Origin of the sequence: Polaribacter aestuariivivens (genome assembly GCF_005885675.1) — a bacterium.
GTDB classification, from domain to species: Bacteria; Bacteroidota; Bacteroidia; order Flavobacteriales; family Flavobacteriaceae; genus Polaribacter; species Polaribacter aestuariivivens.
In genome coordinates, this window is the sequence record NZ_VANR01000002.1 from 518,668 (window position 1) to 532,607 (window position 13,940).

At 29.5% G+C, this 13,940-nt stretch carries 14 protein-coding genes; 8 read left to right on the forward strand and 6 right to left on the reverse strand.

Features of this window, described 5'->3' with window-relative positions:
* The first annotated feature begins 55 nt into the window (after nt 1–55).
* From argB to argH, 3 genes are all read left to right on the forward strand, one after another.
* Nucleotides 56–832, forward strand: coding sequence for an acetylglutamate kinase (argB, locus tag FDT66_RS05650; RefSeq protein WP_138535175.1), 777 nt, complete (start codon nt 56–58; stop codon nt 830–832).
* A gap of 2 nt (nt 833–834) precedes the next feature.
* Nucleotides 835–1,905, forward strand: coding sequence for a M20 family metallo-hydrolase (locus FDT66_RS05655; RefSeq protein WP_138535176.1), 1,071 nt, complete (start codon nt 835–837; stop codon nt 1,903–1,905).
* Between the two features lie 80 nt (nt 1,906–1,985).
* Nucleotides 1,986–3,260 (forward strand): argininosuccinate lyase, encoded by a 1,275-nt coding sequence (gene argH, locus FDT66_RS05660; protein ID WP_138535177.1) that lies wholly within the window; start codon nt 1,986–1,988, stop codon nt 3,258–3,260.
* Nucleotides 3,261–3,457: 197 nt separating this feature from the next.
* Here argH and FDT66_RS05665 read toward each other — a convergent pair whose 3' ends face one another.
* From FDT66_RS05665 to FDT66_RS05680, 4 genes are all read right to left on the reverse strand, one after another.
* A complete protein-coding gene (locus tag FDT66_RS05665; protein ID WP_138535178.1) occupies nt 3,458–3,910 on the reverse strand; it encodes a sterol desaturase family protein in 453 nt (150 codons plus the stop codon).
* A complete protein-coding gene (locus FDT66_RS05670) occupies nt 3,910–4,752 on the reverse strand; it encodes a phytoene/squalene synthase family protein (protein WP_138535179.1) in 843 nt (280 codons plus the stop codon). Before FDT66_RS05670 ends, FDT66_RS05665 begins: the two co-directional genes overlap by 1 nt.
* A 5-nt stretch (nt 4,753–4,757) precedes the next feature.
* Nucleotides 4,758–6,221 (reverse strand): phytoene desaturase family protein, encoded by a 1,464-nt coding sequence (locus FDT66_RS05675; RefSeq protein WP_138535180.1) that lies wholly within the window; start codon nt 6,219–6,221, stop codon nt 4,758–4,760.
* Between the two features lie 61 nt (nt 6,222–6,282).
* A complete protein-coding gene (locus tag FDT66_RS05680; RefSeq protein ID WP_138535181.1) occupies nt 6,283–7,176 on the reverse strand; it encodes a MerR family transcriptional regulator in 894 nt (297 codons plus the stop codon).
* A 120-nt stretch (nt 7,177–7,296) separates the two neighbouring features.
* Between FDT66_RS05680 and FDT66_RS05685 the strand changes: the two genes are divergently transcribed.
* Genes FDT66_RS05685 through FDT66_RS05695 form a run of 3 tightly spaced genes read left to right on the forward strand, consistent with a single transcriptional unit; the run spans nt 7,297 to nt 8,903 of the window.
* Entirely contained in the window at nt 7,297–7,791 is a 495-nt protein-coding gene (locus FDT66_RS05685) for an RNA polymerase sigma factor (protein ID WP_138535182.1), read from the forward strand.
* Nucleotides 7,792–7,793: 2 nt separating this feature from the next.
* Nucleotides 7,794–8,408, forward strand: coding sequence for a hypothetical protein (locus FDT66_RS05690; RefSeq protein ID WP_138535183.1), 615 nt, complete (start codon nt 7,794–7,796; stop codon nt 8,406–8,408).
* A gap of 9 nt (nt 8,409–8,417) precedes the next feature.
* Nucleotides 8,418–8,903 (forward strand): hypothetical protein, encoded by a 486-nt coding sequence (locus tag FDT66_RS05695; RefSeq protein WP_138535184.1) that lies wholly within the window; start codon nt 8,418–8,420, stop codon nt 8,901–8,903.
* On the opposite strand, the gene FDT66_RS05700 is transcribed toward FDT66_RS05695, so the two are convergent.
* Both FDT66_RS05700 and FDT66_RS05705 read right to left on the reverse strand, forming a co-directional pair.
* Nucleotides 8,900–9,919 (reverse strand): threonine aldolase family protein, encoded by a 1,020-nt coding sequence (locus FDT66_RS05700; protein ID WP_138535272.1) that lies wholly within the window; start codon nt 9,917–9,919, stop codon nt 8,900–8,902. The genes FDT66_RS05695 and FDT66_RS05700 overlap by 4 nt on opposite strands.
* 13 nt (nt 9,920–9,932) lie before the next feature.
* A complete protein-coding gene (locus FDT66_RS05705; RefSeq protein ID WP_138535185.1) occupies nt 9,933–12,359 on the reverse strand; it encodes a zinc-dependent metalloprotease in 2,427 nt (808 codons plus the stop codon).
* Between the two features lie 86 nt (nt 12,360–12,445).
* Between FDT66_RS05705 and prfB the strand changes: the two genes are divergently transcribed.
* Together prfB and arsC are read left to right on the forward strand one after the other, a co-directional pair.
* Nucleotides 12,446–13,543 (forward strand): peptide chain release factor 2, encoded by a 1,098-nt coding sequence (gene prfB / locus FDT66_RS05710; RefSeq protein ID WP_138535186.1) that lies wholly within the window; start codon nt 12,446–12,448, stop codon nt 13,541–13,543.
* Between the two features lie 36 nt (nt 13,544–13,579).
* Nucleotides 13,580–13,921 carry an arsenate reductase (glutaredoxin) gene (gene arsC / locus FDT66_RS05715; RefSeq protein WP_138535187.1) on the forward strand — a complete coding sequence of 114 codons (342 nt, stop codon included), beginning with the start codon at nt 13,580–13,582 and terminating at the stop codon, nt 13,919–13,921.
* The last annotated feature ends 19 nt before the right edge of the window (nt 13,922–13,940 follow it).

The following is a 13,940-nucleotide window of genomic DNA, read 5'->3' on the forward strand; positions in this document are numbered from 1 at the left end:
TAGCTTTTAGCAATTAGATGCTAACGACTAAAAGCAAATAGCAAATAGCTGACAAATGGAAAAACTATCAATCATAAAAATAGGTGGAAATATCATAGAAGATGAAACTTCTTTACATGCATTTCTAAAACTATTTTCTAATCTAGAAGGAAAAAAGATTTTAGTTCACGGAGGTGGAAAAAGAGCAACTCATATTGCCACTAAATTAGGTATTGAGTCTAAAATGGTAAATGGAAGACGTATTACTGATGCTGAAACTTTAGAAGTAATTACGATGGTGTATGGTGGATTAGTCAATAAAAATATAGTTGCAAAACTACAAGCTTTAGGTACTGATGCTATTGGGTTAACAGGTGCAGATATCAACAGTATTCAATCTGATAAAAGACCTGTAAAAGAAATTGATTTTGGTTTTGTAGGTGATGTGAAAAAAGTGGCAAATAATTCAATTGACAAATTAATTCAAGCGGATTTTACACCCGTTTTTTGTGCGATTACTCACGATGGAAAAGGACAATTACTAAACACAAATGCAGATACCATTACAAGTACAATTGCTGTAGGAATGAGTGAACTTTATGATACTTCAATTTATTATTGCTTTGAATTGAATGGGGTTTTACAAGATTTTGATGATAAAGCATCTGTCATTAAACATATCAACTCAAAAACCTATCAAGAATTATTAAAAAATGGAGTTATTTCTGATGGAATGATTCCTAAATTAGACAATTGTTTTGATGCTTTAAAAAATGGTGTACAAAAAGTACATATTGGAAATACATCTATGTTAACCAAAGAAAACGAGTTGTTTACAACAATCACTTTATAATTATGACCTTAGAAAAATTAACAAAAGACGCAATAGCACTTTTAAAGAATTTGATTGAAACACAATCTTTTTCTGAAGAAGAAGAAAACACTGCGTTATTAATTGAAGGATGGTTTAAAGAATACCAAATTCCGTTTAAAAGAACAAAAAATAACATTTGGGCAACCAACAAATATTTTGATGAAAGCAAACCTACTTTGTTGTTAAATTCTCATCACGATACTGTACACCCAAATTCAAAATACACAAACGATCCTTTTAAAGCAATTGTAAAAGATGGTAAATTATACGGTTTAGGAAGTAATGATGCAGGTGGTTGCTTGGTTTCTTTAATCGCAACGTTTACCAATTTTTATGCACAAGACAATTTAAAATACAATTTGGTTATTGTAGCTTCTGCAGAAGAAGAAAACAGTGGAAATAATGGGTTAAACTCTATGCTACCTATAATTCCTCATATTGATGTGGCCATTGTAGGTGAACCTACTTTAATGAATTTAGCAGTTGCAGAAAAAGGTTTGGTAGTTTTTGATGCGCAAGTTGATGGAACTCCAAGTCACGCAGCACATCCAAATGATAACAATTCCATTTACAACACCATTGAAGTTTTACAGTGGTTTAAAGATTTTAAGTTTGAAAAATCTTCAGATGCTTTAGGTGATGTAAAAATGACAGTCACTCAAATTAATGCAGGTTCACAACATAATGTAGTTCCTGGTCACGTAGATTTAGTAGTTGATGTTCGTGTAAATGATGCCTATTCCAATCAAGAAATTGCGGACATTTTGCAAGAACAGTCACCTTGTAGTAAAATAACTCCAAGAAGTTTACGATTGAACTCCTCTTCTATTTCAATTAACCACGACTTGGTAAAAGCTGGAATTGCTATGGGAAGAACAACTTATGGATCACCAACGTTGTCTGATCAATCTGTGTTATCTTGCCAATCTTTAAAGTTAGGTCCAGGAGATAGCACACGTTCTCATTCTGCAGATGAATTTATCTATTTATCGGAAATTGAAGAAGGAATACAGATTTATGTGGAATTGTTGAATCGAGTAATTAAAAAATAGTTGATGGTTAATGGTTTTTAGTTAGTAGTTTTAAAGCTCCAACTAAAAACCAAAAACCAAAAACCAAAAACTAAGAAAATATGAAACTTTGGGATAAAGGATTTTCAATAGACAAACAAATAGAAAATTTTACTGTAGGTAATGACAGAGAAATTGACATACACATTGCAAAATATGATGTGCAAGCTTCTTTAGCACACGCAATAATGTTGGATTCTATTGGTATTATTACTACTGATGAATTAGCTGACCTAAAAAAAGGATTACAAGAATTAGCAACAGACATTGAAAATGGAGATTTTGTAATTGAACCTTCTTTTGAAGATGTACATTCTAAAATTGAATGGGAATTGACCAACAAATTAGGTGAAGTTGGTAAAAAAATTCATACTGCTCGTTCTAGAAATGATCAAGTTTTAGTGGCTTTACAATTGTATTATAAAGAGAATTTAGCCATTGTAAATGATAAAGTAAAAACGTTGTTTGATACCTTGTTAAGTTTGGCTGAAACTCATAAAGACAGCTTGTTACCTGGTTATACGCATTTGCAAGTAGCAATGCCATCATCATTTGGATTGTGGTTTTCTGCTTATGCAGAATTATTAATTGATGATGTTTATGTACTAAATGCAGTGTCAAAAGTGGTAGATCAAAATCCTTTAGGTTCTGCTGCTGGTTATGGAAGTTCCTTCCCTATTGATAGAGAATTAACAACTAAAGAATTGAATTTTGCAACCTTAAAATATAATGTAGTTGCTGCACAATTAAGCAGAGGAAAAAGTGAACGTTCTATTGCAGCTGCTTTAGGAGGTTTGTGTAACACAATGGCTCGTTTTGCTATGGATGTTTGTTTGTATATGAGTCAGAATTTTGGATTTATTTCTTTTCCTGATGAATTAACCACAGGAAGTAGCATTATGCCTCACAAGAAAAATCCTGATGTGTTTGAATTGATTCGAGGAAAATGTAATAAAATTCAGGCTTTACATTCTGAAATGTTATTGATTACCAATAACTTGCCAACAGGTTACCATAGAGATTTTCAGTTATTAAAAGAAAATATTATTGCTGCTTTTGAAGATGTAAAAGATATTTTAGACATTTTTAATTACTCAATACAACAAGTGATTGTAAAAGATATCGATTTGAATGATGAGAAATATCAATATTTATTTACAGTAGATTCAATCAATAATTTGGTGGTTGAAGGAATGTCATTTAGAGAAGCTTATCAAAAAATTGGAAGTCAAGTTCAAGAAGGAACTTATAAACCAGACTTAGGAAAGCAACACTCTCATTTAGGTAGCATCCACAATTTAGGGTTGGATAAAATTGCGGAGAAATATCCTAAATAATTTTTCAATACGTTATTTTATTCATAAAAAAATCCTTCAGGTTTAATAACTAGAAGGATTTTTTTTATGTTTTAAACTATTTATGATACATCACTTTTGTTAATAAACAAGCTGCGTTAAGGATTGCAGTGGAAATCCTTTTGCCTTTTTCTGGCAAAAGATTGCAACGAAAAGCCTGTTAAAACGCCCAAAAAAAGTTAAATTAATTTTTGTTCTCTAAAGTATTTTAAAGGGACAAACAGCATACCAAAACATTGACTATCTTCTTTTCCCATGTTTTTATGATGTACTTTATGGGCTTTTCTTAACGCTTTTAAGTATTTATTGTTGGTGTTTTTAAACCATTTAAAACGTTGATGAATTAAAACATCATGCACTAAAAAATAGGCAATACCATAACATAAAATACCTAAACCAATAAAAAATAAATAGGTATGAGCTGTGTAGGTTCCAAAATAAAATAATGCCATACTTGGTACTGCAAATACTATAAAAAAAGCATCATTTTTTTCGAACACGTGAGGATATCCAGGTTCATGATGATCTTCATGCAAAAACCAACCAAAACCGTGCATTACATATTTGTGTGTAAGCCAAGTTACACCTTCCATAGTTAAAAAAACAGCTAAAGTAATTAAAGCGTAAATCATTATATTATATTCAATTTGTATTTAACGTAACTTCTTGCTAAAAGATTAATTTTCATTGGATCTGAGATTCTAATTCTAGTATCCATAATTTTTTCTGAAGGTACTTTATTTAATTTTTTTAATAATCTTCTGTAATATCTGTAAGCCATATACACTCCAAATTTTGCTTCTCTAGGTAATTTTAAAATTCCGTTTTTAAACGCATAATCGAAATCGGCTTCAATTTCATCTATTATTAATTGTTTTGAGGCGGTATCTAATTTTCCTAAATCGATGTTTGGAAAATAAGACCTGTTTAAAAGCTCAAAATCGTCTTTTAAATCTCTTAAAAAATTTACTTTTTGAAAAGCAGATCCCAAACGCATTGCAGCATCTTTTAATTCTTCATATTTTGTGTCATCTCCGTTTACAAAAACTTTTAAACACATTAAACCAACAACATCTGCAGAACCATAAATATACTCATCATACTCTGCTTTTGTTGTATATTCTGTTTTGTGTAAATCTGCTTTCATACTTTTTAAGAAAGCCTGCACCATTTCGTCAGGAATATTATAACGTGCTACTGTTTGCTGAAATGAGTTTAAAATTGGATTTAAACTAATTCCTTGTTCTTTTGCCATATAATAATCACGCTCAAAATGCGCCATTAATAGTTCTTTATCAAAATCATGAAAAGTGTCTACAATTTCATCTGCAAAACGAACAAAACCGTAAATATTGTAAATATCTGTTCTAATTTTTGGTGACAATGTATTTACAGCCATTGAAAAAGAGGTGCTGTATTTCTCAGTCACCAACTTGCTGCAATCATTAGAAACCTTATCAAATAACTCTTTCATAAATTTTATTTACTTTTTTTTATTAGTTCTGATGCAATTTTACCAGAAATTAATGCTGGTGGAACTCCTGGACCTGGAACTGTTAATTGCCCTGTAAAATACAAATTATTTACTTTACTGCTTTTAATATTTGGTCTTAAAAACGCAGTTTGCAATAAAGTATTTGCCATTCCATAAGCATTTCCTTTATATGAGTTGTATTCTTCTTTAAAATCTTTAACACAAAAAGAGCTTTTAAACAATACATTTTCTTTCACTTTTTGGTTTGTAAGCTTTTCAAATCTATCAATTATTTTATGAAAATATTGTTCTCTTAACTCTTCTGTATCTTCAATACCTGGTGCTAACGGAATTAAGAAAAAGCCAGCTTCTTTACCTTCTGGTGCAGATGTTACATCTGTCATAGAAGTAAAATTAGCATAAAATAATGGATTTGTTGGCCATTTTGGATTGTCGTAAATTTCTTCAGCATGCAAATCAAAATCTGTATCAAAAAACAATGTATGATGGCTAGCATTTTTTATTTTTTTATCAAAACCAACATAAAACAGTAATGATGATGGTGCAAATATTTTTTTACTCCAATATTTTTCTGAATATTGTCTTAAATTTTCATCTAATAATGTTTCTGTATGATGATAGTCTGCACCACTTAAAACTAAATTCGTTTCAATGGTTTTACCATTTACTATTAAACTAGAAACATTGTTATTTGCATCTGTATTTATTTTTTCTACGTTTGCATTAACTTCAAAATGTACACCCAATGAAGTAGCTAATGTAACCATACCTTCAATTACCTTGTACATTCCTCCTCTTGGATGCCAAGTACCTAAACCAAAATCGGCATAATTCATAAAATTATAAAAAGCAGGTGTATTACTTGGTTTTGCTCCTAAGAAAAGTACTGGAAACTCTAATATTTGAATTAATTTATTGCTCTTTATGTTTTTACGAACTTGTTTTCTTATTGTTGAGAAAAACTGAGTTACTCTTGCAATAGTTGTTGTAGTTACTAGCTCTAATGGAGAAATTCCTGGTTTGTAAACCAAATCTAAAATAGCAGTTTCGTAGTTTGATTTTGCAGAATCTAAAAAGGTTTTTAAATGTTTTGCACTTCCTTTTTCTTCTTTTTCGAACATTTCATAAATATCATTTAAATTCTCTGATATTTTAAGCGAAGAATTTTCTCCAAAATATACTTCATAACCAGGGTTTAGCTTATCTAAAGTATAATAATCTGAAGGTTTTTTACCAAAATCAGCAAAAAAGCGTTCAAAAACATCTGGCATCCAATACCAAGAAGGACCTAAATCAAACGTAAAACCATCTTTTTTATATTGTCTAGCTCTACCTCCTAAAGTATCGTTTTTTTCTAAAACAGTTACTTTATAACCTTCTTTTGAAAGATAGCAAGATGCTGCTAATGCAGAAAAACCAGAACCAATGATGTGTATTTCTTTATTCATATGTATTTTTGTTTAACAAATATATTAAATTATTAAACAGTTTAATTTTTTAAAAAAATAATTATAATACTTTTAACACATCTTTTACCGAACTAAAAATAGATAGATTAAAATCGAAATCATCTATGTTCAATTGCTCTGTTTTATAGCCAATTGCTATAAATTTATGATGTGTATTTTGTAAAACACCTTCAATTTCTTTAAAATATGGAATAAGCTTATCATCATAAGGTTGTACAGTTAATGAAGTAACAAACGTGATTTCTCTTTTGTTTTCAAAAAAGTAAGACAGATTGTCTAATGGTAAACTTTGTCCTAAATAAATAGTATGAGTACCTCTTAAAACCAATTCATAATTCAAATATAATAAGCCCAATTCATGAATTTCGTTTTCGGGTAAAAATAAAACATATGTTTTATTAGATTTAGGAATACTGTATTGTAATTTTTCTGTGTTAATATGTATTTTTTGAGCAATTAAATTAGATATAAAATGCTCATGTGCAGGTAAAACAGTATCTGTTTGCCATAACAAACCAATATGATCTAAAAAGGGTATAAATACATCTTTAAAAATTTCACGGAATGTTTTTTTATGCAATAATTGGTCGTAAGTATTATTAAACAACGCTTTATCAAACTGTAGCATTGCCAACTTAAATGAATTTATAGCTTCATCATCAATTGCTTCTGCAAATGCCAATTCTCTTGCTTGAAGTTTTATTTCTTCGACATTCATTTTAGCAATTTTAGAAACTTTGTAGTTGTTTTTGTTTAACAAAACAACATTTAATAGTTTTTGTAAATTACTATGAGAATAATATCGGATATTGGTATCAGTTCTTTTAGGCTGTAATAAATTATATCGTTTTTCCCATATACGTATAGTATGAGCCTTGATTCCTGAAATGTTTTCAAGGTCTTTAATCGTAAAATCTTGCTTTATATTGTTCAATTTTTATAATTTATTATTCAACAAATGTAAAAATTTTTATGTTACAATTTTTTTTTTTATCAAAATTGTAACATTTTTTATTTTTTACCTACTTATAAGTTAACAACTAACGAAACAGATTTGAAGAAAGATTTAGAAGCTAAATTTTTATCGGATTTTGAAGCGAACCAAAATATTGCACACAAAATTTGTAGGCTTTATACTACAAACCAAAGTGCTCATAATGATTTGTTTCAAGAAATTACTATACAAGTTTGGAAAAACTACCCAAAATTTAGAGGAGATTCCAAATTTAGTACATGGATGTATAGAGTAGCATTGAATACAGCTATTTCGCTGTATAGGAAATCTACAAGAACCATAAAAACTCAAGATTTTGACGATATCGCTTTTAAAATAAAATCGACAGATTATGATGATACAGAAGAGTTACAATTAAAAGCATTGTACAAAGCAGTACATCAATTAAATGATATTGATAAAGCACTAATTTTTTTATACTTGGAAGATAAACCTTATAAAGAAATATCAGAAACTTTAGGTATTTCTAGTGTAAATGCAAGAGTAAAAATGAATAGAGCAAAAGAAAAATTAAAAAACATTTTAAACCCATAGTTATGGATTTATTAGAAAATTATAAAAAAGCCTGGGACAATCAACCAGAAGAAGTTAGTAAATTTTCTGAACTAGAAATTTACAAACTTGCACATTCAAGATCATCATCAATTGTAAAATGGATTTTTATAATTGGTATTTTAGAGTTTGTAATTTTAAACTCTATGTACTTTTTTGTTGATATGGATGAAGCTTATGCTGAGTATAAAAAAATAGGTTTAGAAAACTTTATACATTATTCTCAAATATTGGCATATGTAATTATTTTTTACTTTTTAGGAATGTTTTATTTGAATTATAAAAAAATATCAACGTCAGATTCTACAAGAGTTTTGATGAAAAAAATTATAAAAACACGAAAAACAGTAAGAAATTATGTGATTTTTAATTTAAGTTATATGGCCTTAATTATGTTTATAGTAATGGCTGCAGAAATTAACTTAAAGTTTGAAGATTTAAACACCAAACAAATTTTACTAATTGTATTGTTAACCCTTGTATTAACTTTGGTTATTTTAGGTGGACTGTGGTTATTCTACCAGTTACTTTATGGAATTTTATTAAGAAAACTAAACAGAAATTATAAAGAAATTGCTAAATTAGACCGTATTAATTAAAACAAGTCTATGAAAAAAATTATTGTTTTTTTGTTGTTAGCTTTTTCTACAAATTTTTACGCACAAAAATCTAATTTTTGGGATCATGTACAATATGGTGGTGGTTTTACTTTAGGTTTTGGAAGTCAAACAACCATTGGTATTTCACCAAGTGCCATTTATAATTTTGATAATGGTTTCGCTTTAGGCGCAGGTGTTAATTATTTATATTCAGAAATTAATGATTTTACTACAAATCTTTACGGCGCTAGTATTATATCATTATATCAAACAAATTTTGGAGTTCAATTTTCTGGAGATTTAGATTACCATTTTGCAAAACAAACAGATTTTAACTCAAATAATTCAGTAAGAACAAATTTCCCAGCGCTACATTTAGGTATTGCATACAACCAAGGTAGTTTTGCTTTTGGTTTAAGATACGATGTTTTATACGATAAAAACAAAAGTGTTTTTGCTTCACCTTTTTCGCCAGTTGTTCGTTTTTACTTCTAAAAATTTTTCAGTTCTTTTAGCAAAACTTCATGCATTTCATTGGTATAATCTAAATGTGTAACAATTCTTATTCTACCTTCACCCATTGGAGTTAGTAAAATATTTTTTTCTTTCATTTTATTGATAAAATTATCTGCTCCTATTTTTTCATCTACATAAAATATGATGATATTTGTTTCAATTGTTTCCACTTTTGTAACATAAGGTACTGACTTTAAAACAGTGCCTATTTCTTGTGCTTTCTGATGATCTTCTGCCAATCTTTCTACATGATTATCTAACGCATAAATTCCAGCAGCTGCCAAAAAACCAACTTGTCTCATGGCTCCACCAAATAATTTTCGAATTCTTAATGCTTTTGCAATATGTACTTTGCTACCTAATAAAATAGAACCTACTGGCGCTCCTAAACCTTTAGACAAACAAATAGAAATGGTGTCAAACAATGCTCCATTTTGTTTCGGATTTTCATTTTTAGCTACTAAAGCATTAAATAAACGTGCTCCATCAAGATGAAAACTTAAGTTATTTTTTTTAGAAATTTTTTGTAGTTTTTCTAATTCAGAAAAACTCCAACAAGCTCCACCTCCTTTATTTGTAGTATTTTCAATACAAACCAAACTAGAAAACGGAACATGAATATCATTTCTTCCTGCAACTGCCTCTTCTAATTGTTTTGCTGTAAACATTCCTCTGTTTCCATCAATCAATTTACAAGTAACTCCAGAATTGAATGCTGCTCCTCCACCTTCATAATTATAAACATGTGCATATTTATCACAAATTAATTTATCTCCTGGTTGTGTGTGTAATTTTATTGCGGTTTGATTTGCCATGGTTCCTGAAGGGAAAAACAAGGCATCTTCCATACCAAACATTTTTGCAGCTTTTTCTTGCAACTCATTTACTGTTGGATCCATTTTAAAAACATCATCACCAACTTTTGCACTAATCATAGCTTCCAACATTTGTTTTGTAGGTTTTGTAACGGTATCTGAAATTAAATCAATTGTAATATTTTTTTTCATTTTAAAATTTATAGTTTGTTCCTATTGGCGATCCATCAGGAATTTTTGGAGCATAGTTTTTCTTGAATGAAGTAGGGTTTTTCTGAAAATCTTCAATCATTTTAATCATTGCTTTGTGATACATTTTTTGAACTCCTGTTGATTTTACATTTTTTAAAATCGATTTTATTTCATCAATTTTAAAATGTACAATTGCGTTTACTTGTGCATACGAAAAAGTATTTGAACCCAAAGCAAACAACTGTTCTAAAACCTTTGTATTTACAACGTTTTGTAACTCTTGATAATAAGCATCTTTATATGTTTTTTTGATAGTTTTATTTACCAATTCATCAATTAATTCTTCTAAACCTAACTGATTTTTATTCAAACTTTTATGCGCAATTAACCTAGAAGATCTTTGAGGATTTAATAATAAATTCAAAGTCATTTCTGTAGCAGTTTCCACTGCAGAAAATGCATCAAAAGCAACCCCTAACTTGCTGCTAAAAGACTCTCTACTTCTTCCATAACCCATTGCTCTTGGTGGAAAAAGCTCTAATTTTTCTTTCGGAATCGCAATTTCATCAACATTAATAGTTTGTAAAACAGCTTGTAATGCAATTCTTTCTGTTGTTCCAGAAACTTGTTTTACAACGGTTTGATTATCGCCTTTTACTGCATAAGAATACTCTAAACCACCAATCAATTTTACAGTTGCTTCTGTTTGAAATCGATGGAAAAAATAAAGCGGTACAAATACATCTTCTAATACAGAATAAGGCTCATTTGTTTTAATGTTGTCTGCCGAAAAATTGTCAATTGCCGTTTTTCTGATTTTTAAAATATTGTACAATTCGTCATGAATATTCCCTCCATTATCCCATAAATGAGCAGAAATACTAGCACTTCCTTGACTTCTTGCATCTTGGTCTGACAAATATTTTAATCCGTTTTCTGCAGCATTTTCTAAAATTTTACGAAGTTCCTCTTCTTCATTTACACTTTCAGGAAAATCTTGATATGAGTAGGCAACTGTTACTTTATCCCAAGCTCCAATTTTTGTATCATAAGCATCAGAAAAATCAATTTTACCGTTATTCAAACTAAATTTTGGATGTGGATAATCCATCACAGAAGCTCTACCATTTGTACTTGCAGAAAAATTATGTGCAAACCCTAAAGTATGACCTATTTCATGGGCAGACAATTGCCTTATTCTTGCAATTGCCATTTGTAAGGCAAAATCATCTGCTACAGTATTATTTTTATATGGCGCTTGTAATGCTTGTGCAATTAAAAAATCTTGACGAATTCGTAAACTCCCTAAACTAACATGACCTTTTATAATTTCGCCAGTTCTTGGGTCTGAAATACTACCTCCATAACTCCAACCTCTTGTAGATCTATGCACCCATTGCACCATATTATAACGGACATCTAAAGGATCTGCACCTTCAGGCAACATTTTAATTTGAAAAGCATTTTTATAACCAATTGCCTCAAAAGCTTGATTCCACCAACTTCCTCCATCTAGTAATGCAGAACGAACTGGTTCTGGAGTTCCTCTATCTAAATAATAAATAATAGGTTCTTTTGGTTCAGAAATTTTAGCATTCGGGTTTTTCTTTTCCAAACGATGTCTGTAAATAAAACGTTTTTTAATAGGTTGATTTACAGGTGTTGCATAGTCTAAATAAGACATTGGAAAACTTCCAGAACGTGGATGAAAAACTCTTGGTTTGTAATTATTATCTGGTAATTCTACAAAAGAATGGTGCTGATGTACAGTAACCAAACTCGCATCTGGAGTAACACTTCTTATATTGTATCCTTTTGGAGATCCTTTAAAAGTTAGCATTACATCAAATTCAATATTTTTAGGAAATGCCTTTGTTCTCTCTAAATTAAATGCAGATTTATTTTTGTCTAAACTATAATTTCCTTGATTATTACGTGCTAAAGTATTTGCTACTCCATGTGCATCTCGCATAAAAAAATCTGTTGCATCTACTAAAAAAACACCATTTTTTTCTTCTTTAATCACAAAACCATGCAACACAGATTTTGCAAATGCTTCTTTTACAGATTGTTTTTCCTCTTTATTATCCGTAATTGCTCGATAATCTAAATTCGGCTGAATTAGCATAATCTTATTACCTGCTTTTTTTAGGTGAACTACTACTCCGCTTCCTAATTGTCCTCGATCTAAACCAATATCATTAGAGCCAACACCTTCTGAAAGTGAACGCACATATAAAAATTCTTTTTCTAAATCATTAATTTGTAAAAAGATTTTATCTTTATTTTCATCATAATAAAAAGTAAAATAACCTTCATATTTAGTTATTCCTTTTTGAAATTTATCACCTGTTTTCTCGGTGAAAAATTGTGAAAATCCATTAATTGATATTGAAGTAAATAATAATAGTAGTAGTAATTTTTTCATGTTTGAAATATTTTCTATAAATCTATAAATAACAATCGTGTTTTAAAAGAAGATTTCCTAAAATTTCATTTATTTTTGTAGTGACTATGATTACACAAGACCAACTTAAAGATATTTCTGAAAGAATTGAAAAATTGAAATCTTATTTAGAGATTGATAAAAAATTGATTGAAATTGCCAACGAAGAGGAAAAAACGGCAAATCCAGACTTTTGGAATGACCCAAAAGCAGCAGAAACAGTAATGAAAGAATTACGTTTTAAAAAAAAGTGGGTTGAAGATTACAATAAAATAATTCAACTAAATGAAGATTTAAATGTGTTTTATGATTTTTATAAAGAAGGTGAAGCTGAAGAAAAAGATGTAGAAAATCAATATGAGAAAACAATAACTCTTTTAGAAGATATTGAATTTAAAAATATGCTTTCTGATGAAGGTGACGCCTTATCTGCTGTAATACAAATTACTGCTGGAGCTGGAGGTACAGAAAGTTGTGATTGGGCTGAAATGTTGTTTAGAATGTACACAATGTGGGCAGAAAAGCAAGGTTTTAAATTAAAAACGCTTAATTATCAGGCTGGAGATGCTGCAGGAATTAAAACAGTTACTGTAGAAGTTGAAGGAGATTATGCTTTTGGTTGGTTAAAAGGCGAAAATGGCGTGCATAGGTTAGTTCGTATTTCTCCATTTGATTCTAACGCGAAAAGACACACTAGTTTTGCTTCTGTTTATGTATATCCTGTTGCAGATGATTCTATAGAAATTGATATAAATCCTGCTGACATAGAAATTACTACTGCTCGTTCAAGTGGTGCTGGAGGACAAAATGTAAATAAAGTAGAAACGAAAGTACAATTATCACATAAACCCTCTGGAATACAAATTTCTTGTTCAAACTCTCGTTCTCAACATGATAATAGAGCTACTGCAATGCAAATGCTAAAATCTCAATTATATGAAATTGAGTTAAAAAAGCAACAAGCTGCAAGAGATGATATTGAAGCAAACAAAATGAAAAATGAGTGGGGAAGCCAAATTAGAAATTACGTTATGCATCCATATAAATTGGTAAAAGACGTAAGAACTGCTCATGAAACAGGAAATGTAGATGCTGTTATGGATGGAAATATAAATGCATTTTTAAAAGCTTATTTAATGTTAAATGGACAAAAAACTTCATCTTAAATTTGCTGAAAAACAATTCAAAAAAAAAACTTAATTATGATAAAAATATACCACAATCCGCGTTGTAGAAAGTCTAGAGAAGGATTAGAAATTTTAGAAAACTCTGGAAAAGAATTTGAGGTGATTAAATACTTAGAAGAAATTCCTACAGAAAAAGAATTATCAAGAATCATAAATTTATTAAACATTTCTCCCATTCAATTAGTTCGAAAAACAGAAAAAATTTGGAAAGAAACCTTTAAGGGTAAAGAACTATCAGATTCAGAAATTATTTCTGCGATGGTTCAAAACCCTAAGTTAATTGAAAGACCTATAGTTATTAATAATAAAAAAGCTGTTATTGGCAGACCATCTTCTAATATTATAGAAATCATCTAAATAACAATTTTAAAAAATT